Source organism: Provencibacterium massiliense (genome assembly GCF_900169495.1).
GTDB classification, from domain to species: Bacteria; Bacillota; Clostridia; order Oscillospirales; family Ruminococcaceae; genus Harryflintia; species Harryflintia acetispora.
Genome location: NZ_FWCH01000012.1, coordinates 1,091,284 through 1,112,930, shown reverse-complemented (window position 1 = coordinate 1,112,930; position 21,647 = coordinate 1,091,284). Strand labels below are relative to the sequence as shown.

Genomic DNA, 21,647 nt, shown 5'->3' with positions numbered 1-21,647 from the left:
TATGGTTTTGGAGGTTTTATGAAGAAGTTTATGTACTATCTCATGATGCTCAATACCTTCGTCGCTGCGATCGCACTGGCGGTGGTCTTCATCATGGGGAACAGTTCCCTGCCCAGTATTGTGCTGGCATTGCGCGGCGCGCTGGTGGTGACCGGCGTCGTGCTGGTCGTCAAGCGTTATGTATCGTGGGTGCGCCGCAGCGAGATCACCGGTTTTTACATCGCGGAGGCCGCGATCGCCGTGTTCAATCTGATTTTCCTGTCGGTTTTCTTTCCGGTGGACGTCTCCTTCTTTGAGTATGCGATCACCGGCACGCTGATCACCCCGATCCTCAATCTGGCGCTGGTTTTCCTGCTGCGCAAGACGAACAAGTACGTTACCTTCGAGAATGTGACCGAGCCCGTCGAGGCCGCCCAGAGGGTTCCCTCCCAGGTGCTGGTCTCCCAGGCTGCCAAGTAAGCATTTTAAAACGAGCGGCCCCACATATGTGGGGCCGCTTTTTCTATGATTGGTTCCCGGCAAAGCCCTGTCAGTGGTCAAACACCCGCAGCACCGGGTGTTTTAGGGACTCGTCCCACCGCCAGACCGAGTCAAAATCGAAGCCCGCATAGCTCGACTGCTGCTGCATCTGCGCATGGCTCAGCGCAGTGGCCCCGGCGTTGGTATTGGTGGTAAAGGCATAGGATGCCGAACCGGAGAGCCAATATGTGTTGAGAACGTTGAAAGAAGAGGAAGGAGCGCTCCACGCGACCCCGGATTTTACCTTGGAGGTCACAATTTGCACCGGTTTTGTAAAGCAGTTTTCTAAATAAAGATTGTCTATTGCATTCCCGATCATCCCGCCGACGTTGGTATAACCTGTGACCGAGACATCATAAACGTAGCAGTTGGAGGCTTTGATCGACGAGCCCATTGCGCTCAGTGGTCCGAAATTTTGGGATTGACCACTGATTGTCCCGCTTTGCACGAAGCATTGCGAGAGGACAAGGTTGGAGTTGGACGAGCAGATGGGGGAGTTGGAAGTCGAAAAATCATTGATCCCGAAGTTTGAGAGGGAGAGGTTGGCGGCGTCTCCGAAGACGGAACCCCCGCCGGAGGGTTTAAATCCGGTCAGCAGGTGCCCATCCCCGTCGTAGCTAATGCTGCTGATGCTGCGCGCCGGCCAGGAGGTGCCGTCGTAGGCGATGTCGCATATCTGCCGAAAATAGGCTGGCTGCGTACTGGAAGCTCCGCTGTGCTGCGCGACGTGCTCGAGCTGGGCAGCGTTGGTCACCAGATAGGGCGAGGCTGCGCTGCCGTCCCCGGCCAGCAGCGCCCCCACCGCCCCGGGATGCCCGCAGTTGGCGCTGGCGTCAAACGTAATTCTTTTTGTATAGGGCCGGTCCAGTCCTGCGCGAAGGGGATCCACATTGGCGGTCACCTCCAGCGTATAGGTCTTGACCTGGGCCGGATCGTAGGCGAAGGGGAGGAACACCGTCTGCGGGGATGGAATATCCAGCGTCTGGCTCAGCTGCAAAACATCCCCGTCGTAGACGGTGAAGGTGTAGCTGCTGGTGCGTGGGGAAGGGGTAAAGGGGATTTTGATTCCATATCCCTGCGCGTTGTCCGCCATAGCTGCGGTATCCGCAGCTTGCGCGGGCAGGCACAGAAAAAGGGCGGCGCCGGTGAGGGCGAGCAGTCTGCCAATCCCTGTTTTCAAGGCTTTCGACCTCCTTGGAAAAGACCGCCAGATAGGGAAACCAGGGGTCAAAATGGGATAGGGAGGAGGAGAAAAAGAAGAATTTTGCTTGAAACTCCTTCCAGAATCGGATATAATTAGGATAAGAGTTCCAGCGTCTGGAAGAAATTCCGCCGCCGCTCGAACAATAACAGGATAGGATGACCGTTAGCTTCCCTAGCTAACGGTCATTTTTGCCACCGGAGCGAAAGGCCGGGAGCGCAATTATGCGCTCCCGGCCTTTCGCCTGAGAAAAATATAAGAAGGGTAAAAGAGGAGGTGTGGTTTGGGTGGCCGGGCCAATCGCCCTCACCGGCATAGATAGAGGGAAGAAACTCCGTGCATTTTCCGTTTTGCACCCACGGGAGAAGAATTGGAAACCCTGTTTTCAATTCTTAGTTAGGGCGCAACTACTGGTATGTATAAGCACAGACCCTGCGCGCCCTTTAGGCGGCTTCGTGTAGCATCATCGCAAAGACGGTGATGTCGTCGTCATGCACCTCGCTGCGGCGCAGCTTGGCCAAGGTGGCGATCCGCTCGCAGAGCGCCTGCATGTTTTCGCTCCCGAAGCGCTCGAGCTCGTCAAGCACCCATTCCTCGCCGGTCTGGGTCACTCCGTCCGAAACCAGCACGATGATGTCCCCGGCGCTCAGCTGGAGGGAGGTTTTTTCAAATTCAACCGAGTTGAGGATCCCGGCGGGCAATGAGCTTGACTCCACATATCCTACCTTGCCGCTCTTGCGCAGATAGCTGGGCGCCGCTCCCGCCTTATACAGGGTGACGCTGCCGCGGTACAGGTCGGTGCTGCAGATGTCCACAGTGGCCAGCGACTCGTCGCCGGATTTGATGAGCATGGCGGAGTTGACCAGCTTTAAGGTGGCTTCCAGCCCGACCCCGGCCTCGGCCAGGCGGCTGATCAGGGCGGTGGCCATCGAGGAGTCGATGGCCGCCAGGCTCCCATTGCCCATCCCGTCGCTGAGGATGGCATAGCTGGAGCCGCCGTGCTCCTCGAGGTATTTGAAGCTGTCGCCGCAGAGCTTTTTCCCGCTCGCCGAGATTTGCGACACGCCGTAGCTGAGCTTGTATCCCGGCCGTTCGTAGAAGGTGAGGACCAGCAGATCGTCCCGTTCGCTGACCTCGGGCAGATCGAAATCCCGGTCGCAGATTTCCCCGAAATCGAAGGTCAGCTCGGTTTTGTCCAGGTTTTTCGAGAGTGAGGGGAAGAGCCCGAGCTCGATGACGATATGCCCGCCCTCGTCCTCGTAGCAGCTCAGCGACCGGGTGCGGATCCCCCGGCGGCTGAGATATTCCCGCACCCGCAGGCAGGTCTGCTCGTCCTGCACGGCGATCCTGGTGATCTCACTCGAAATGTCCGAGATCAGCCGCTCGATCCCGCCCCATTGGTCGAGCACGATTGAGCGCAGCTGGGCGCTTTTCGAGTATTGCGCCTCCTGGCGCCGCTGCTCGTTGTAGCAGCTGGTGAGCGCGAAGAGCAGCTCCTGCGGATCCCGGCATACGGTGCGCAGCGGCTCGGGCAGGCACTCCAAGGTCAGCAGCTTGCCCTGGCGCAGGCGGGACTGCATATCGTTGAGAGCCGAGGAGGTGTCGTTGAAATTTTGCTGCCAGCAGTCGCCGCGTTGCGGGCAGCTGCGGCAGACCCGCTCGGCGGCGGCCGCGTTGATGTCGGTGATCGGCTTTAAGCATTCCTGTAGGCGGTTTGCCACCTGCTGGGTGATGACTGCCACGTCGCCAATCGCTTTTTTGGTGTGATAGAGCCGGCCGAGGATGATGTTCTTGACCGAATCGGCGGACATGGTTTGCAGTCCCGAGGCGCTGAGGGTCAGCTTCTGGAAGAGGGACTGGGGCAGCAGGACGAAGATCACGCTGGCGATAAACACCTCGATCACCGGCGCGAGGGTCACCGGCTGTACCAGGGCCGCCAGGGCGGTGGCAACGCCGTTGACCACAACCAGCGCCGCGGCACAGCCGAAGCGTCCGAAGGAGGAGAAGACCCCGGCCATCAGTCCGCCGAAGCCGAAAGAGCCCATCATGAAGGCATAGGCGGTGTCGCTGAGCGCGCAGGCCACCCCGGCGGTGACTCCGCCGATGGACCCGCCCGCCTCGCCCGCCTTGAGCGCGCAGGTCAGCACCACCAGAACCGCCACGATCCGCCCGAGGGAGACCTCGCCCACCCCCAGCGGACAGAGGGCCACCACCAGCAGCCCGAAGGCGATCACCACGCAGCTCAAATCACTCTGCCGCAGCGGGACGGCGTCCTGCCGGTCCAGCACGCTCAGGGTGCGCGCGAAGAAGTAGGTGCTTCCGCCCGCGAGCAGTACCTCGGACAGGCAGAGGACCAGCTGATAGGTTTGCGGCACGCCGCCGACAAAGCTGACCGCCATCCCTGTGATCCCGATGGCGAGCCCGGAAAGCAGGGCGGAGATGACCCGGCTGCGCTGCAGGCGCCCCTTGCCGCTCAGCGCCCATTTGACGGCCCCGACGATCAGGATGGCCGCGATGTATTTCATTTTGAAGGGGAGGGCGGGGGCCGCCAGGGTGCCGAGCACCGCCCCGAGCACCGCCGCGAAGGTGTGGTCCCCCCGCACCGCCGCGCAGATGGCCACCCCGAACGGGGCGATTTGATAAAAGAGGACGCTGTCCGAGAGCAGGAAGGAGAGCACTCCCACCCCGAGATAGCTCAAAATGTCGCTGTAGCTGCGCAGCCGGCCGAGGAGCCTGTCCGCAAATGAGAGACCGATGATGTCAGAACTGTTTTTCAAGACTTACTTCCCCCTAAGATGTTTTGTAAATCCGGTGGAGAATGCTGCGCCGACAAACTTTCCGGTATATTTTCGTGCGGCGGCGCATATACTTCTAAATTAGAGTATAAGCGGCGGGTCTGGAAAAGTTTGTAAAATGAAGCGGTCGGCAAAGCGGGCATGCGCACCCATTTTGGGGAACGGTGGCGCAGCGCTTGACAAAAGGCGAGAAGAGGGCGTAAAATAAACAGGCGAATGGGCGGTATCGGCCCGAAAAAATGTGCCGCCATGGCGAAATTTTTGTATGGGCGCAAGTCTTGCAGGCGGCAAAATAATGATCAATTCGGAGGGTTTTCATAACCATGACATGTGAAAAAGTACGTACCCGGTTTGCCCCCAGCCCCACCGGCTATATGCATGTGGGAAATCTGCGCACCGCGCTGTACGCCTACCTGGTGGCCAAGAAGGATCACGGTACCTTTATCCTGCGGATCGAGGATACCGACCAGGAGCGGTACGTCGAGGGTGCGACCGACATCATCTATAACACCCTGCGCGAGACGGGGCTCATCTGGGACGAGGGGCCGGACATCGGCGGGCCGGTGGGTCCCTATGTGCAGAGCGAGCGCATGGGGATGTTCAAGGAATACGCCCTGCAGCTTGTCGAGCAGGGGAAGGCCTATTACTGCTTCTGCGACAAGGACCGCCTGGAGGAGGTCCGGGTGCTGCAGAAGGCCTCGGGCATGCCGCCCAAGTACGACGGCCACTGCCGGCATTTAAGCAGGGAAGAGATCGAGGAAAAGCTTGCCGCCGGGATACCCTACGTCATCCGGCAGAAGATGCCCGAGGGCGGCACCACCACCTTCCACGATGAAATTTTCGGAGACATCGTGGTGGAGAACGATTCGCTGGACGACCAGATCCTGATCAAGTCGGACGGCATGCCGACCTACAATTTTGCCAACGTTGTGGACGACCATCTCATGGGGATTACCCATGTGATCCGGGGCAACGAATACCTCTCCTCCGCGCCGAAATACAACCTGCTCTATGAGGCGTTCGGCTGGGATATTCCGGTCTATGTCCACTGCCCGCCGGTGATGAAGAACGCCACCGAAAAGCTCTCCAAGCGCAATGGCGACGCCTCTTATCAGGACCTGGTGGCGAAGGGCTATCTCACCCCGGCCATTTTAAACTACATCGCCCTGCTCGGGTGGAGCCCGAAGGGGGACCAGGAGATTTTCACCCTGGACGAGCTGACCCGCGAGTTCGACATCGCGGGGATTTCCAAGTCCCCGGCGATCTTTGACGTGCAGAAGTTAAATTACGTCAACGGCGAGTATATCCGCAAGCTCTCGCTCGACGCGTTCCATGAGAAGGCCCTGCCCTGGATTCGCCAGACGGTGAAGGGGGAGGTGGACACCAAAAAGATCGCGGCGCTGCTCCAGCCCCGCTGCGAGGTGCTCTGCGACATCCCCGAACAGGTCGATTTCTTTGACGCGCTTCCGGAGTATGAAAACGAACTCTACCTCAATAAGAAGATGAAGACCAACGAGGAGGTCTCCTTGCAGTCCTTAAAGGAGATTCTGCCGGTGCTCGAGGGGCTCTCGGATTTCAGCGAGGAAAGCCTGCACGACGCGCTCTTCGCGCTGATCGAGCGCCTGGGCGTCAAGAATGGGGTGGTGCTCTATCCGCTGCGGGTGGCGGTGAGCGGTAAGAAGTTCACCCCCGGCGGCGGGATCGAGCTGTGTGCGATCCTGGGGAAAGAGGAGTCCATTGCCCGGCTGAAGAAGGGCATTGAAAAGCTGAGCAAATAAGTTGGAACAAGATAGGGGACCGCCTAAAGGGCGGTCCCCCTGGTTTATGGCGCCAGGTCCGGCAGGGCGGTGGCGGCTCCGTAGTCCTCGACCTTGTTGGGCAGGCCCGAACCGTCGCCGTAGACCTCGGTGAAGGCCTGCGGGACCTCCCCGACGATCACCGTCTCGGCAATCAAAAAGCGGGTGTCGATGTGCAGGGGCGTGCTGACGCCCGGCAGTACGGCGGTGATGTCCACCCCCACGGTGAGGTAGAGCTGGTGCCGGGTCTGGTTGATGCTCGACGAGGTGAACTCTCCCACGATGTCGGTGGCGACGGTGGAGGCGGGCACCACCTTTAGGTTGAGCTTCGGCCCGCGTCCGGAGAGCAGCGGGCTGTCGAGCAGGGTACCGGCCGGGACGTAGAGATTGTGGATTTCGTCCGCTTGCAGCGCCTCGATGATCCGGCCCGTAACCTGGGCCTTAAAGAGGTTGATCCGGCTGACGTCGGTTTCGATGGAGGTGACCTTGCCGTCCAAGTCGCGGCTGACGGCGACCAGGGATTCGTAGTCGATCCCGTCCTGGCGCAGCTCCCCTATGACGGCGTTGTTGATCGCCTGGGTGCAGACGTTCTGGGCGATGTAGCCGCTCATGGTGCGCACGATGGGGCGCACCTGCCTGTCGGCGTAGAAGAGCGAAAAAATCAGCAGCAAAGCGAGAAGGATCAGCCGGATCGAGCGCAGATGGCGCGCCTCGATTCTTGGTATGCGGTGCCAACGCCTGTGCCTCACGAAAATCACCTCCTAAGCCATTCTATTCTTTTGCCGCGCTTTGGGTGATTTTGGACGAAAAAGAGGCATAAAATGTTGCGTCCAGTTCATTTTTTGATTGCTTTGATTGATAGGATATTGTATAATAAATTTTAATGCGGACAAAAGGGGCGTCAAGCTATTGGGGATTCTGACTCTTTTCATGATTGCAGTAGGGCTGTCGATGGACGCGTTTGCAGTTTCAGTGACCAGCGGGATGTGCAATAAGTCGCTGAGTGTTTCAAAATCGGTTTACATAGCGGCGGTCTTCGGGATCTTTCAGGGGCTCATGCCCACCGCCGGGTTCCTGGCGGGCAGCGCGTTCGCCGGGCTGATCGGCACGCTGGACCATTGGATTGCGCTGATTCTGCTCGGGCTGATCGGGGGCAAGATGATCCACGATTCTTTTTCCCATGAGGAGGACGAAGTGCCCGAGCTCTTTTCCTATAAGCTGGTGCTGGCGCAGGGGGTTGCAACGAGCATAGACGCACTGGCGGTGGGGGTATCCTTTGCGGCTATGCGGGTGAATATCCTGCAGGCCGCGCCGTTTATCGCGGTGGTGACCTTTGTATGCAGCCTCGTTGGAGTGTATGTCGGCAAGTGCTGCGGCGGATTTCTTAAAAACAAGGCGGAGCTCTTTGGCGGCTGTGTGCTGGTGCTGATCGGGGTCAAGATTTTTGTGGAGCATATGTTCGGCTGATGGTGCAATTTGGCGAAAAAATCCTTGACATCCCGATGGCTGGATGCTATAATTGTGAGCGTTGAGTATGCGCCTTGGCCAATTGCAAGGAGGGCTCAAATCTCTATGCGGTAGTGCTGGAACTGGCAGACAGGCACGTTTGAGGGGCGTGTGTCTACGACGTACGGGTTCAAGTCCCGTCTACCGCACCACTACGAATGACTCTCGAGTAGTCATAACGACAAAAAGCAGGATGGTTTTTGCCATTCTGCTTTTTGTTTTGCTTCTGTAGCCTATATATGGTATAATATATGAAATTATTTTTTTGCCTATTCTTTGTCTGTGAATCTTGAGTTATAATTATGTTGTTTTTTAGGAGCGATAATATGAATTTTAAATCTGTAATTATATCAGAAAAACAAATTGAGAAAATTCTTAATATGGCTGAAGATCATTTTAATGATTTAAAGGGAAAGCGGATTAGTCCGAGCAAATTATCAGAATGTATTTCTTCATTTGCTAATACAAGTGGTGGAGAAATCTACTTGGGAATAGAAGAAGTTGATAAAGATAACAATGTCCGTTCTTGAAGCGGATTCGGAAAAGTCGAGGATACAAACGCCTTTATTCAAATGATTGATGGACTGACTCCACTCTCAAACAATTACGATATTACCTTTTTGGAACATCCCGTATTGCATACTCTGGTAATGCAGATTTCAATTATGAAATCTGGAAGTATTGTTTTTGCTACAAACGGTATGCCCTATATTCGTAGAGGGGCACAAAAGCTCCCTATAGATACTCCAGAAAAATTGCGCCGTTTAGAGTTGGATAAGGGCATTGCTCAATTTGAAAATGAGCCGGTTGCAGAAGCCTCTATAACCGATTTAACTGAATCAAAAGTTCTTTTTGATTTTATGACTGCGGTAATTCCTAATGTAGAAAACGAATTATGGATACAAAAGCAAAAACTGTGTAAAGGAGATCTCCCCACTGTTGCTGGGGTCATTTTGTTTTCTGAAGAACCTCAAATTACTTTGCCAAAACGGTCCGCAATAAAAATTTTTCGTTATAAAACATCTGGTGTAGCAGACAGGGATATGTTATCAGAGCAGCCCTTATCAATTGAAGGGTGTGCTTATGATCAAATTTATAGTGCGGTACGTACAACAAAGGGTATAATAGAGAGCATGAAAAGACTCGGAGAAGGATTTGAATCAATACAATATCCAGAAGAAACATTACATGAAATTATAACTAACGCTGTCATACATAGGGATTATAGCATTGCAACAGATATTCAAATTAGAATATTTGACAACAGGATTGAAGTGGAAAGTCCTGGAAAATTACCAGGACACGTTACTGTTCAAAACATTCTAAATGAGCAATCTGCTCGGAATCCTAAAATTGTTAGAATTATTAACAAGTTTCCCAATGCACCGAACAAGGACGTAGGGGAAGGATTAAATACGGCATTTGATGCCATGACAAAATTAAGACTTAAAGTTCCCGAGATTATAGAGCAGAGTAATTCGGTGGTTGTTATTATTCGCCATGAACGGTTGGCTTCGCCCGAAGAAATTGTTATGGAATTTATGAAAAGCAATTCTGAAATCAACAATAGTAAGGGTCGAGAGATAACCGGAATTAAATCTGAAAATACTATGAAAAGAGTATTCTGGAGACTGCGTGACCAAAACCTATTAGAGCCTGTTCCAGGAAAGCAGGGGCCTGCTTTTGCATGGAAATTAAAAAACCGTTAATACTATTAATCAATATTCGTCTGCTTGATGCTGGACATCCTTATTTTATGCGGATTTCCAAGTTTGTCGTTATGAACGCTCGTACCAATTAAAATGGTTTCCAAATGATATTATCATTTGGAAACCATTTTGTTTTTTGTTTTACATTACGATGAAGAGTCCCCAGCGTTAACGGAGGTCCCTTCCTATATTTTCACAATGCAGGGGAGAATCTGCTTGCGAGATCACACCGGCAATTGTCCAGCCACCAATAAAAATTGCTTCCGCGCTCTTTCCGCTGGAATCTGTAAACATCACCGGGTTATTCCCACAATGCCCTGAGATAGTAGGTGTCCGCCTCCAGGTTGAGGTACTCCCCGCAGTACCGCCAGGGGCTATGGTCCAGCTCCTCCGGCTTCTCCTCGTTGTCGAAGGCGTCGTGGTCATAACTCTTGAGGGGGATTCCGTACCGGCCGTTGCACTACACAACATCCCCATGGGCATTAAAGAGGTAGTACTCCTGCTGCCCGTCCAGCTCCCGCGCGATGATCGTCCCGTTCGCCTGGTATTCCGCCACCATCTCCGACCTATCCCAGATGTGGCTCCTTTTTGGCTTCCTTGAGCAGGCGGCTGCGCAGGTCATAGACTAGCTTTGCGCTAGCTGCTGCCAGCATTCTGGAGAGTGAAGTCCCAGCAGTTGCCGCTCCTGTTTTATAAAAAAGGACCGTTAGATTTAATCTAGCGGTCAACGTAATTATTAGACAATTTGGCTTTTCCAATCATGTGCCTCCTTGCCTTGAATTTATAGCAGGATTATAATGACTATTAAAAAATTTGATGAAGTGCTAAAAAATGACGGATAACGGTTATTTTTTGCCTTGTGGTTCCTAGTGATGAAAGAGCAATGCGCTCTTATATTGATAATTAGGGGGAAACACAATGGCAAGCATGAACAAGACGGAACTGGGATTCAATCAATGGACCTTGACGGACAAGCCCACCATGGACGACTTTAACGCCGACAATCTGTTGACCGATCAGCTGCTCAAGGAGCAGTATTCGGTGACGATGAAGGCCGCCGGCGAGGACAAGCTGAACGTGACCTGGAACGGCAGCACCACCCGGATCGGTGCGGAAGACCTCGACGTTGGGAGCTCGTTCTATGTAGGCAAGGACTACACGGTTTACAAAACGGACGGCGGATTCTTTATTTCTCTCGACGGCAACGTCGCCCGCGCCCAAAGGATCGGCGGATTCCATTACGGTACCTGCCGCCGCGTCGATGAAAAGCTACGGCCGGTCAATCTGGCGGGCGAGGTTCGCGGCGAAGGGTGGGAGAGCAACGTCTACAATGGCATCCTGCCCCGCAGCGTATGGTACAAGGGGCACCGCCCGGCTTGCGACCCGAAGGGAATGGTGTACCTGGGAAACGGGACCTGGGTCGATATTTACCAATCCAGCGACGATGGGGATGGGGGCCTGCTATCGGCCTACAACCAACTGCCGTTGACCGGTACGGAGGGGCTCAACTGGTACGGATTCGTGGAGCGCGCCTTCGTGGAGGGGAAGCGGCTGCTGACCTATCAGGAGTTTTGCCAGATGGCGTTTGGCAGTCCCGGCGGGCTTGACGACAGCAACGAAAACGCTTGGTCGGCGAAGACGAATAGTGGGCGGCAGAAAACCGGGTATGTCCGTAATGCGGTCTCTTCCATTGGCTGCCGGGACGCGGTGGGGAATGTCTGGGAGTGGCTGGATGAGTTTGTCACCAAAGCGGAACATACGAAGATCAGCGGGAGCGGTATATTTAGCTTTTGGGATGGAGGACGCGGTGATAAGACATACACCAATGGAAACGGACACTACCACGCAATAAATGATGGTGCCTGGGGTTTTGATACTATTTCCCCGTTTGGAGACGGATACGGTAACATCTATCAGTATAATGATTATTCTCTGATTGCTTTAGCGGCCGGTGGTTACTATGGCGATGGGGTTCATGCCGGGGCACGTACTGTCGAATTAAGCAGCTATCCGTGGTATTTAGGAGAGCGTGTTGGCTCCCGCTGCGCCTGCAACAGCTTATAAATAAAAGCACCTAAATTCAAAAAGCACCTGGGCAGCCGCTTCCGGCTGTCCAGGTGCTTTTTATTTGCTCTTCTGATTTAAATAAATATAAAAATCCCTTTTCGGGGAAAATAAACCCCGAAAGGATGATAGCATGAAAGCGATTGTTTATAAGGGAATCCGCAATGTGGCGCTTCAGACGGTGGAGGACCCGAAGCTGGAGCGGGCGGACGACATCATCGTGCGGGTGACCTCCACGGCCATCTGCGGATCGGACCTGCATCTCATCCACGGGCGGGTCAGGGGGATGTATGACGGGTACGTCCTCGGCCACGAGACGATGGGGATCGTGGAGGAGGCGGGCAAAGAGGTGACCCGCGTCAAGAAAGGGGACCGGGTGATCGTCCCCTTCCCGGTCTCCTGCGGACACTGCGCCTTCTGCGAGGCGGGCGAATACAGCCAGTGCGACAACTCCAACCCGAACGGCGAGGCCGGCGGGCTGCTCGGCTACAGCGAATCCTTCGGGGATTATGCCGGCGGGCAGGCGCAGTACCTGCGCGTCCCCTACGCGAATGTGGGCCCGGTCAAGGTGCCGGAGGAGCTGGATGACGAACAGGTGCTCTTCCTGACTGATATCCTGCCGACCTCCCGCTGGGGAGCCGAGATCGGCGGGGTGAAAAAGGGCGACACGGTGGTGGTCCTCGGCTGCGGGCCGGTCGGGCTGCTGACCATCAAATGGGCCCTCTTTCTTGGAGCCGGCCGGGTGCTGGCGGTGGACAACGTGGGCTACCGCCTGGCGCACGCCGCCGGCTACGGGGCCGAGACGCTCAACTTCGAGGACTACGACAACACCGGCCTGGAGCTCAAGGAGCTCACCCATGGCGGCGCGGACGTGGTGATCGACTGCGTGGGGATGGACGGCAAGATGAGCGCCATGGAAAAGATGGAATCGGTGCTCAAGCTTCAGGCCGGCTCCAAGTCGGCCGTCGAGATCGCCTGTGAAGCGGTGCGAAAATGCGGAACCGTGGCGATGGTCGGCGTCTACGGCGGGCGGTATAACGCCTTTCCGCTGGGCAACTTCTTCTCCCGGAATGTTGCCCTGCGCATGGGGCAATGTCCGGCGCAGCGATATATTGAGCCAATTTTGGAGCTGATCCGACAGGGCCGCTTCGACGCCACCGACATCATTACGCACCGCCTTCGGCTCGAAGAGGGGGAGCACGGCTACCAGGTCTTTGACAAAAAGGAAGAAAACTGCATCAAGGTGGTGCTCAAACCGTGACGGAATCAATCTGGAGCAAGACGGAACAATTGCCGTCGTTCCCGCCGCTGCAAGGCGCGCTGTCGGTGGATGCCGCCGTCATCGGGGGCGGCATGGCGGGTGTGCTCATCGCCCACTTCTTAAAGGCCGCGGGGCTGAATGTCGTCGTGCTGGAGGCGGGACGCTTGGGAAGCGGTCAGACGAAAAACACCACCGCCAAAATCACAGCCCAGCACGGACTCATCTACCACCGGCTGGCCGAGCAGTTTGGAGAGGAGAAATCCCGGCAGTACGCCGGAGCCAACCAGAGGGCGATCGCGGAGTACCGCCGCCTCATTGAGGAAGGGAAGATCGACTGCGATTTCACCGAGGCGCCGGCCTATCTCTACTCCACCGGCGGGAGCGAGCAGCTGGAAAAAGAATACGAGGCGGCGAAAGTGGCGGGCATCGGGGCGGAGCTGCTTTTTGGCACCGAGCTGCCCTTTCCGGTATCGGCGGCACTGCGTTTTGATGACCAGGCGCATTTTCATCCGCTGAAGTTCCTGCGCGCCCTCGCCGGGCCGTTGAATGTCTGCGAGCAGACCACGGTACGCTCGGTGGAGGGCAACGAAATCGTTACCGACCGCGGGACGGTGACGGCTCAATTCATCATCTTTGCCTGCCACTATCCCTTTGTCAATGCGCCCGGATACTACTTTATGCGCATGCATCAGGAGCGCAGTTATGTGCTGGCGCTGGAGAACGCCGCCAAGCTGGAAGGCATGTATTACGGGATCGATGCCGACGGGTTGTCCTTCCGCCCGCAGGGGGACTTGCTGCTGCTCGGCGGGGGCAACCACCGCACCGGTGAAAACTCGGCGGGCGGGCAGTACCAGAAGCTGCGTGAGGCGGCAATGCGCTATTGGCCCGAAAGCCGCGAGGTCGCCCATTGGAGCGCGCAGGACTGCATGACGCTTGACGGCGTACCCTATATCGGGCAGTTTTCGCTCCCAACCCCAAACTGGTTTGTGGCAACCGGCTTTGAAAAATGGGGAATGACCTCCTCGATGGTCGCGGCCTTAACGCTGCGCGACCTGATCACCAAGGAAGAATGCCCCTGGGCCGAGGTGTTTTCACCCCTGCGCTTTACGCCGTCCGCCAGTGCGAAAACGCTTATGCAGGAGACCGCCCAGGCGACAAAGGGTTTGGTGCGAAAATTTCTTGTTCCGCCCCGGGCGGACATCGAAGCGCTGCCAAACGGCCACGGGGGCGTGGTGGAATACGACGGCGAAAAGGTCGGCGTCTATAAGGACGAAAACGGGGAGGCGTTTATCGTCTCGGTGCGCTGTCCGCACCTGGGCTGCCAGTTGGAGTGGAATCCGGATGAGAAGAGCTGGGATTGCCCCTGCCACGGCTCCCGATTCGATTACCGGGGCAACCTGATCGACAACCCCGCCCAGCAGGATTTGGAGCACGCCTAACTTGGGAAATATAAAAGCACCCCCGGACGGGGGTGCTTTTTTTATACCCGCTCTTTGACAGCGTCTGAAAGGACGGGCTTATTTTTCTTCTTCCTCCCGCTGACAGCCGCCCGGACAACCTGAGCAGCCGGAGCAACAGGAGTTACCCCCGCAGCCGGAGCATCCGCCTTTCTGTTTCCTGCGGCGCATGCTCAAAAAAATGATTGCCAGCACCGCCGCCAGCAGCAAAAGGATGACAAGGTCAGCCATTGACATTCGTATCCCTCCTATCGCGTTCAGCCGATCAGCAGCCGGCCCACCTGGAAAATCACCATCGCCACCAGATAGGCGGCACCCGTCTGGTAGAGTGCGGTCAGCAGCGCGCTGTGCCAGCTCCCGAGCTCCCGCCTGGTGGCGGCGAAGGCGGCGACGCAGGGCATGTAGAGCACCGTGAAGGCCAAAAAGGAAAAGGCGCTCAAGGGGGTGAAAATGCCGCTGAGGATGGCACCGAGCTCCCCGTCGTTGGCGGCGCCGGTAAGCACGGTGAGGGTGCTGACCACCGACTCCTTGGCGGTGAGCCCGGTGATCAGCGCGGTCGAGGCGCGCCAGTCGTTGAAGCCCAGGGGGATAAAGATCGGCGCGATGGCCGAACCGACAAAGGCCAAAATACTCTTGGTGGAGTCCTCGACCATGTTGAGCGTGAAGTCGAAGCTCTGCAAAAACCAGATCACGATGGCCGCCACGAAGATCACGGTGAAGGCCTTGCGGATGAAGTCCTTGGCCTTCTCCCACATGTGCAGCATAACGCTGCGCGGGGAGGGCATGCGGTAGGCGGGCAGCTCCATCACGAAGGGGACGGGGTTGCCCTTAAAGATGGTGTTCTTGAGCAGCAGTCCCGACAGGATCCCCACCACGATCCCCAGGGTGTAGACCGAGATCATCACCAGCGCGGCGCTGTGCGGGAAGAAGGCTGCGGTGATCATCGCGTAGATGGGCAGCTTGGCGCTGCAGGACATGAACGGGGTGAGCACGATGGTCATTTTGCGGTCCCGCTCGCTTGCGAGGGTGCGCGTGGCCATAATGGCGGGCACCGAGCAGCCGAAGCCGATGAGCATCGGCACGAACGAGCGCCCGGACAGCCCGATCTTGCGCAGCAGCTTATCCATCACGAAGGCGACGCGCGCCATGTAGCCGCTGTCCTCGAGCAGCGAGAGGAAGAAGAAGAGCAGCACGATGATCGGCAGAAAGGAGAGCACGCTGCCCACCCCCGCGCAGACCCCGTCGATGAGCAGCGAATGCAGCCAGGGGCTGACCCCCACCGAGAGCAGCAGAGAGGAGAAGGAGTCGGTGAAGAGGCTGATCCCATCCTCGAGCAACCCCTGCAGCGGCGCGCCGAAGACGCTGAAGGTCAGCCAGAAGATGACGAACATGATCCCTAAAAAGATGGGGATGCCGAAATACTTGTGGGTGAGCACCCGGTCGATCTTCTCGGAGCGGATCTGCTCGCGGGTCTCCTGGTGCTTGTGCACACAGTCGGCGCAAAGCGATTCGATGTAGCTGTAGCGCATGTCCGCGAGCGCCGCCTCCCGGTCGGTGCCCAGCGCCTCCTCCATCATCTCGACGATGTGCTCGATGACGTGCAAATCCCCCTCGTCCACCTGAAGCGCCTGGCGCATGGGCTCGTCCCCCTCGACGAGCTTGGTCGCCGCGAAGCGCACCGGATATCCGGCCGCCCCCGCATGGTCCTCGATGATATGGGCGATGGAGTGGATCGCCTTATGTACCTCGCCGGTGCAGAAGTCATACTTCTTGGGCGGGCTCTGCTCGCGCACCGTTTTGATCACCGCTTCCAGCAGGTCGCTGATCCCCTCGTTCTTCCCGGCCGAGATGGGCACCACCGGGATCCCCAGGTGCTCGGAGAGCTTTTTCACATTGATCGAGTTGCCGCTCGCGCGCACCTCGTCCATCATGTTCAGCGCGATCACCATCGGGATCTCAAGCTCCATGAGCTGCAGCGAGAGGTAGAGGTTGCGTTCGAGGTTGGTCGCGTCCACGATGTTGATGATCGCGCTGGGGCCCTCCTTTAGGAGGAAATCCCGCGTCACCACCTCCTCCGAGGTGTAAGGGGAGAGGGAATAAATCCCCGGCAGATCCACGAGGGTCATATCCTTGTGCTTCTGGATCGGGCCTTCCTTCTTTTCCACCGTCACGCCGGGGAAGTTCCCCACATGCTGGTTCGAGCCGGTCAGACAGTTGAAGAGGGTGGTCTTGCCGCAGTTCTGGTTTCCGGCCAGCGCCAACAGACAGCTCATACCGCCGCGCCCTCCTTAAGGGTGATCTTGGCCGCATCCTCCTGCCGGATGGTGAGCACATACCCGCGCAGGAACAGCTCGACCGGGTCCCCCATCGGCGCGACCTTTCGCACCTGCACCTTGGTCCCCGGGGTCAGCCCCATATCCAGCAGCCGGCGGCGCAGCGCCCCTTCGCCGCCGATGGCGGCGATCACGCCGCCGCTGCCCGGCTTGATGGCATCCAGCGTCATCAGTGATTCCTCCCCTTGCTTATCACAAACAAAATTGTTAGCCTACGCTTACATTTTAATCTGTCGGCCCCGGCTTGTCAAATGATTTATTTGAAGCGACAAAATTTTCGTGATATACTATAGAGAAGGGCGGGGCTCCCCCCGTGTAATCGGTAATTTTGCCAAGCCGGGCGGAAGGCTTCACAGCCCGGTCCGGCGGGCCGCTTCGGAGCGCCAATCCCCGGGAAAGGAATGGTCGTATAACCATGGGCAAGCTGACCGTCTCCAAACAGGATTATCTGGAAACCATCCTCGACCTCTCCAGCCGGGGAGAATCGGTGCGCTCGGTGGACATTGCGCAGGCCTTCGGGTATTCGCGGGCGAGCGTGAGCCGGGCGATCAAGCAGCTGCGCGAGGACGGCTTTTTGCAGCAGGAGCCCTACGGCAGGATCACCCTGACCGAGGCGGGGCTGCGCGAGGCGCGCCTGGTGCGCCAGCGTCACGACCTGCTCAAATACTATCTTGTCGCGATCCTCGGGGTGGACGAAGAGACCGCCGAGCAGGACGCCTGCCGGATGGAGCACGTCGTCAGCCAGACGACCCTGCGCCGGATGGAAGAATACTCTGCGCGTACGCTGGACGGCGCGCGCACGGGGACAATTAAGGATAAAGAATAGGCCCCCTCCTGTGGGCAAGAGGGCGGAAAGGACGTGTATATGCTAGAGCTGCGAAATGTTTCAATCGACGTGGAGGACCACAGGGCCATCCTCAAAAACGTTGATCTGACCATCGAAGACGGAAAATTCGTGGTGATCACCGGGCCGAACGGGGGCGGGAAATCCACCCTGGCCAAGGTGATCGCCGGGATCATGACCCCCTCGAAGGGGCAGATTCTCCTCGACGGGGAGGACATCACCGCCCTGTCGGTGACCGAGCGGGCCAGGCGGGGGATCACCTTCGCCTTCCAGCAGCCGGTACGCTTCAAGGGGCTGACGGTGCGCGACCTGCTGGTTTTGGCGGCGGGCGAGGGCACGGGGGAGCCCGGGCTGCGCGCACTGCTGCGCGACGTGGGGCTCTGCCCGAAGGATTATATCGAGCGGGAGATCAACGCCAGCCTCTCGGGGGGCGAGATCAAGCGGATCGAGATCGCCATGGCCCTGGCGCGCAAAACGCGGATCACCCTCTTCGACGAGCCGGAGGCGGGGATCGATCTGTGGAGCTTCGGCAACCTCATCGAGGTGTTCGGCCGCCTGCGCGGACGGCGGGAGGGCACGGTGATCATCATCTCCCACCAGGAGCGGATTTTGGACATTGCGGACGAGCTGGTGGTGCTCGCCGGGGGCGAGCTCAGGGCGAAGGGGGCCAAGGAGGACATCCTGCCCGAGCTGCTGCAGGAGGGGGCATGCTCCTTCTGCCCCGAAGGGGCGCGAAAGGGGAGGGACTGCTGATGAACGCCATCACCGAAAAGCTGCTGGGGCTGATCTCGGATTTTACCGGCTCCTTCAAGGGCGCTTACAACATCCGGGAGGATGGGAGCTGCGCCGGGCGGCAGTCCAGCGAGAATATCGTCATCACCCCGAAAACCGACAAGCCGGGGATCGACATCCACGTCGCGCCGGGCACGGCGGGGGAGACGGTCTATATCCCCGCCTGTGTGACCCATTCGGATGTGGAGGACCTGGTCTATAACGATTTTTATATCGGCGAGGGGGCCGACGTCACCATCGTCGCCGGGTGCGGCGTGCACGCCGACGGCGAGGAGGCCGCCACCCACAACGGGATCCACAGCTTCATGATCGGGAAGGGAGCGAAGGTGCGCTATCTGGAGCGCCATATCGGGATCGGGGAAGGGACCGGCAAGCGGATCATCAACCCGGTGACCGAGGCGCATCTGGGGGAGGACAGCTATATGGAGATGGACACCACCCAGATCGAGGGGGTGGATTCCACCGACCGGCGCACCAGCGCGACGCTCGCGGCGCGGGCGCATCTCATCATCCGCGAGAAGCTGATGACCCATGGGAGCCAGGCCGCCGCCACCGATTTTGTGGTAAACCTGAGCGGGGAGGACTGTTCGGCCGACGTGGTTTCGCGCTCGGTGGCGAAGGGCACCTCGCGCCAGGTCTTCCGTTCCCAGCTGAGCGGCAATACCCGCTGCAGTGGGCATTCGGAGTGCGACGCCATCATCATGGACCGCGCCTCGGTCAGCGCGATCCCCGAGCTGACCGCCAACCACCTGGACGCGGCGCTGATCCACGAGGCGGCCATCGGCAAGATCGCCGGGGAGCAGCTGATCAAGCTGATGACCCTGGGGCTGAGCGGGCAGGAGGCTGAGCGCAAGATCATCGAGGGCTTCTTAAAATAGGTTTTCCCGCGTCCTGGCGGGGGCGCGCGTATGGTGCAGGCCGCTGGATGGACCAGCGGCCTGCGCTTTTCTGTTGGGCGGCCCTTGCAGGGAGGGCGGCAATGCGGTATGATAGCGGTAACAGTTGGCAAACTAAGGGTATTGCCGATTTTGGAGCTATAGGAGACGAACTATGAGATATACCCATCGCATGGAGCAAATATCGATCCCCGAGACCGCGCACGCCCTGCGCGAGACGCCGCAGAAGGCGATGAATTTTGCGGAGGGGAAGTACCGCGAAAAAATCCTTTCGGTCTGCCGGGAGCTTGAGAGCAGGGAGGCCAAGGTGCTGCTGCTGACCGGCCCCTCCTCCTCGGGGAAGACCACCACCGCCAAGATGATCGCCGCCGAGCTCAAAAACCGGGGCAGCCGGGTCAACCGCATTTCCCTGGACAATTTCTATAAATCCCTGGATGAGCTGCCGCTCTGGGAGGATGGCTCGCGCAACTGCGAGAGCGTCGAGGGGCTGGATATCGCCTGCTTCGCCGAATGCATGGAGCAGCTGTTGCGCGAGGGACGCGCCGGCTTCCCGATCTATGACTTTTCGGTCAAGCGACGGCTGGATACCCGCAAGGAGCTGCTCTACGACGAGCACACCTATGTCGTCGTGGAGGGGATCCACGCGCTCAACCCGCTGATTTCGGGCGCGCTGCACGGGCGGCCCTGCCTGCAGGTCTACATCAGCGTGCACAGCGATTTTCTCGACGGGGCGGGCAACGTGCGCCTCGCCGCGCGGGATTTGCGCCTGATGCGCCGGATCGTGCGGGACTTCCACTTCAGGGCCACCCCGGTTATGGAGACGCTGCGCATGTGGGACTATGTGCTCAAAGGGGAGGAGCTGTACATCCATCCCTTCCGGGAGCGGGCCGACCTGCACATCAACTCCACCCATTTTTACGAACCCTTCCTTTACCGCGAAAAGCTGCTGGAGATTCTGGACGGCGCGCAGGGAGATTCCCCTTGGAACGCCACGGTGAGGCGGCTGATCAAGGACGAGGAAACCTTCTTTCCGATCGACAGCCGGCTGGTGCCGCGCTACTCCCTGATCCGGGAATTTATCGGACTGGAATAAAATGCAAAACCCGATCATCAAGAGGTTTGAAAGGAGATTTTAGCACTCTTAATACTAGAGTGCTAAAATTAAAGGTTTATTCATAAATAGTATGATTTTTCTTAAAAATCCTTTCGTACAATAAGGACGTAAACAGAAAAGAGAGCGGCTCCCCAAAAGAGGGCCCGCGCCGCGAATGTTTACGCAAACCATTCACCAACACAAACCAATTGATTGAAGGAGGTTTTTTGTATGTTCGATTTAATGCCTTTCGCCCGCAGAGAGAAAAACCTTTTTGATGCGCTTTCCACCGCCCTTAACGACGACTTTTGGGGGAGCGCGGGGCGCACGCTGAGCCAGTGCAAGACCGACGTGCTCGACAGGGGCGACCATTTCCTGGTCCAGGCCGAGCTGCCGGGCTTTAAGAAAGAGGACATCAGCATAGACATTAACGGCGATTACCTCACCCTGCGTGCGCAGCACAGCGAGGAGAAGAAGGAGGAGAAGGACAACTATGTCTGCCGCGAGCGCAGCTACGGCGGCTTCTCCCGGAGCTTCGACGTGTCGGGGGTCAAGGTCGATGAGATCACAGCGAGCTATGAAAACGGCGTGCTGGAGCTCAAAATGCCCAAGCGCGGCGAGGCGAAACCCGATACCCGCAAAATCGAAATCCGGTAATCAAAATGCGAGCCCCCGGTTTTTCCGGGGGCTTTTACATATTCCCCGTCCCTGGAGGAAAAATGAGGATAAAGGGCTTGACAAAAGCGGCACTCATCACAAAAATCCGATTGGACTGCCCTTGGGAGGAACCGTTTATGAAACATTTGATCTTGATCACCTCGCCCCCGGCCAGCGGAAAGACCTTCATCGCCAAAAAGCTGGCCGAGGCGCTGGGGGAATGCGTCTATCTGGATAAGGACAGCGTGATCGTGCTCTCCAGGCGGATTTTTGAGGTGGCGGGGGAGCCGTTCGACCGCAGCTCGGATTTTTTTGAGCGCAATGTGCGGGACTATGAATACGAGGCGATCATGGCGATCGCCCTCGAAGCGCTGGACTACAGCTCCCATGTGCTGGTCAACGCCCCCTTTAACCGCGAGCTGCGGGATGAGGAGTACCTGCGCCGGCTGCGCGAAACCTTGGCCGGGAAGGGGGCGAAGCTGACGGTGGTCTGGGTGCATACCGACATCGAGGTCTGCCACCAGCGCATGATAGCGCGGGGCTCCGAGCGGGACACCTGGAAGCTGCGGAACTGGGAGGAATACGTCGCCAGCCGCAGCTTCGAGCCGCCCGCGCTCGAGGGGCTGAGGATTATTGACAACTCCACCGACAACTCCTACCGCGCGGGGCTTCAAACGCTGCTGGAGGAGCTGGAATAACGGATGGAAAAACCTGCCCGGCCGCA

General features: G+C 57.6%; 20 protein-coding genes and 1 tRNA gene. 15 read left to right on the top strand and 6 right to left on the bottom strand.

Features of this window, described 5'->3' with window-relative positions; all coding sequences use genetic code 11:
- Nucleotides 1-18 precede the first annotated feature (18 nt).
- The gene (locus tag B5477_RS10430) at nt 19-459 is read left to right on the top strand and encodes a hypothetical protein (protein ID WP_079699632.1); all 441 of its coding nucleotides are present in this window, start codon (nt 19-21) and stop codon (nt 457-459) included.
- Nucleotides 460-529: 70 nt separating this feature from the next.
- Here the strand turns inward: B5477_RS10430 and B5477_RS10425 are convergent, their stop codons facing one another.
- On the bottom strand, nt 530-1,699 hold the full coding sequence (locus tag B5477_RS10425; protein WP_079699631.1) for a hypothetical protein: 1,170 nt from the start codon (nt 1,697-1,699) through the stop codon (nt 530-532).
- 464 nt (nt 1,700-2,163) lie between these two features.
- Complete coding sequence (locus tag B5477_RS10420; protein ID WP_079699630.1) at nt 2,164-4,497, bottom strand: SpoIIE family protein phosphatase; 2,334 nt, start codon at nt 4,495-4,497, stop codon at nt 2,164-2,166.
- A gap of 341 nt (nt 4,498-4,838) precedes the next feature.
- Between B5477_RS10420 and gltX the strand changes: the two genes are divergently transcribed.
- On the top strand, nt 4,839-6,293 hold the full coding sequence (gene gltX, locus B5477_RS10415; protein ID WP_079699629.1) for a glutamate--tRNA ligase: 1,455 nt from the start codon (nt 4,839-4,841) through the stop codon (nt 6,291-6,293).
- 44 nt (nt 6,294-6,337) lie between these two features.
- Here the strand turns inward: gltX and yunB are convergent, their stop codons facing one another.
- Nucleotides 6,338-7,060 carry a sporulation protein YunB gene (gene yunB, locus B5477_RS10410; RefSeq protein ID WP_159449006.1) on the bottom strand — a complete coding sequence of 241 codons (723 nt, stop codon included), beginning with the start codon at nt 7,058-7,060 and terminating at the stop codon, nt 6,338-6,340.
- Nucleotides 7,061-7,220: 160 nt separating this feature from the next.
- On the opposite strand from yunB, the gene B5477_RS10405 reads away from it, so the two are divergent.
- The 7 genes from B5477_RS10405 to B5477_RS10380 all read left to right on the top strand — a co-directional run bounded on the left by B5477_RS10405 (nt 7,221) and on the right by B5477_RS10380 (nt 14,290).
- The gene (locus B5477_RS10405) at nt 7,221-7,778 is read left to right on the top strand and encodes a manganese efflux pump MntP (RefSeq protein WP_079699627.1); all 558 of its coding nucleotides are present in this window, start codon (nt 7,221-7,223) and stop codon (nt 7,776-7,778) included.
- A gap of 107 nt (nt 7,779-7,885) precedes the next feature.
- Nucleotides 7,886-7,969: transfer RNA gene (locus B5477_RS10400), tRNA-Leu, on the top strand.
- A gap of 174 nt (nt 7,970-8,143) precedes the next feature.
- Nucleotides 8,144-8,347, top strand: a complete 204-nt coding sequence (locus B5477_RS14920; RefSeq protein ID WP_143533587.1) for an RNA-binding domain-containing protein — start codon at nt 8,144-8,146, stop codon at nt 8,345-8,347.
- 135 nt (nt 8,348-8,482) lie between these two features.
- Nucleotides 8,483-9,526: an ATP-binding protein gene (locus B5477_RS10395; RefSeq protein ID WP_159449005.1), complete on the top strand. Its 1,044-nt coding sequence runs from the start codon at nt 8,483-8,485 to the stop codon at nt 9,524-9,526.
- A 918-nt stretch (nt 9,527-10,444) separates the two neighbouring features.
- Nucleotides 10,445-11,590, top strand: coding sequence for a phage major tropism determinant (locus B5477_RS10390; RefSeq protein ID WP_079699626.1), 1,146 nt, complete (start codon nt 10,445-10,447; stop codon nt 11,588-11,590).
- Between the two features lie 133 nt (nt 11,591-11,723).
- Nucleotides 11,724-12,851: a zinc-dependent alcohol dehydrogenase gene (locus B5477_RS10385; RefSeq protein ID WP_079699625.1), complete on the top strand. Its 1,128-nt coding sequence runs from the start codon at nt 11,724-11,726 to the stop codon at nt 12,849-12,851.
- Nucleotides 12,848-14,290, top strand: a complete 1,443-nt coding sequence (locus tag B5477_RS10380) for an FAD-dependent oxidoreductase (RefSeq protein ID WP_242942185.1) — start codon at nt 12,848-12,850, stop codon at nt 14,288-14,290. Before B5477_RS10385 ends, B5477_RS10380 begins: the two co-directional genes overlap by 4 nt.
- Nucleotides 14,291-14,368: 78 nt before the next feature.
- On the opposite strand, the gene B5477_RS14915 is transcribed toward B5477_RS10380, so the two are convergent.
- Genes B5477_RS14915 through B5477_RS10370 form a run of 3 tightly spaced genes read right to left on the bottom strand, consistent with a single transcriptional unit; the run spans nt 14,369 to nt 16,814 of the window.
- Entirely contained in the window at nt 14,369-14,545 is a 177-nt protein-coding gene (locus B5477_RS14915; protein WP_117507757.1) for a FeoB-associated Cys-rich membrane protein, read from the bottom strand.
- 20 nt (nt 14,546-14,565) lie between these two features.
- Nucleotides 14,566-16,581 (bottom strand): ferrous iron transport protein B, encoded by a 2,016-nt coding sequence (feoB, locus tag B5477_RS10375; protein ID WP_079699623.1) that lies wholly within the window; start codon nt 16,579-16,581, stop codon nt 14,566-14,568.
- Nucleotides 16,578-16,814, bottom strand: a complete 237-nt coding sequence (locus B5477_RS10370; RefSeq protein WP_200806054.1) for a FeoA family protein — start codon at nt 16,812-16,814, stop codon at nt 16,578-16,580. Before B5477_RS10370 ends, feoB begins: the two co-directional genes overlap by 4 nt.
- 242 nt (nt 16,815-17,056) lie before the next feature.
- Here B5477_RS10370 and B5477_RS10365 point away from each other — a divergent pair, with 242 nt between their 5' ends.
- The 6 genes from B5477_RS10365 (at nt 17,057) to B5477_RS10340 (ending at nt 21,621) form a co-directional block, all read left to right on the top strand.
- Nucleotides 17,057-17,467 carry a metal-dependent transcriptional regulator gene (locus tag B5477_RS10365; protein ID WP_079699621.1) on the top strand — a complete coding sequence of 137 codons (411 nt, stop codon included), beginning with the start codon at nt 17,057-17,059 and terminating at the stop codon, nt 17,465-17,467.
- Nucleotides 17,468-17,506: 39 nt separating this feature from the next.
- On the top strand, nt 17,507-18,238 hold the full coding sequence (locus B5477_RS10360; RefSeq protein WP_079699620.1) for an ABC transporter ATP-binding protein: 732 nt from the start codon (nt 17,507-17,509) through the stop codon (nt 18,236-18,238).
- Nucleotides 18,238-19,155, top strand: a complete 918-nt coding sequence (locus B5477_RS10355) for a SufB/SufD family protein (RefSeq protein WP_079699619.1) — start codon at nt 18,238-18,240, stop codon at nt 19,153-19,155. The genes B5477_RS10360 and B5477_RS10355 overlap by 1 nt, the downstream gene beginning before the upstream one ends.
- Nucleotides 19,156-19,327: 172 nt before the next feature.
- Complete coding sequence (locus B5477_RS10350) at nt 19,328-20,266, top strand: uridine kinase family protein (RefSeq protein WP_079699618.1); 939 nt, start codon at nt 19,328-19,330, stop codon at nt 20,264-20,266.
- A gap of 231 nt (nt 20,267-20,497) precedes the next feature.
- Nucleotides 20,498-20,923, top strand: coding sequence for an Hsp20/alpha crystallin family protein (locus tag B5477_RS10345; protein ID WP_079699617.1), 426 nt, complete (start codon nt 20,498-20,500; stop codon nt 20,921-20,923).
- 137 nt (nt 20,924-21,060) lie between these two features.
- Nucleotides 21,061-21,621 (top strand): P-loop nucleotide/nucleoside kinase family protein, encoded by a 561-nt coding sequence (locus B5477_RS10340; RefSeq protein ID WP_079699616.1) that lies wholly within the window; start codon nt 21,061-21,063, stop codon nt 21,619-21,621.
- The last annotated feature ends 26 nt before the right edge of the window (nt 21,622-21,647 follow it).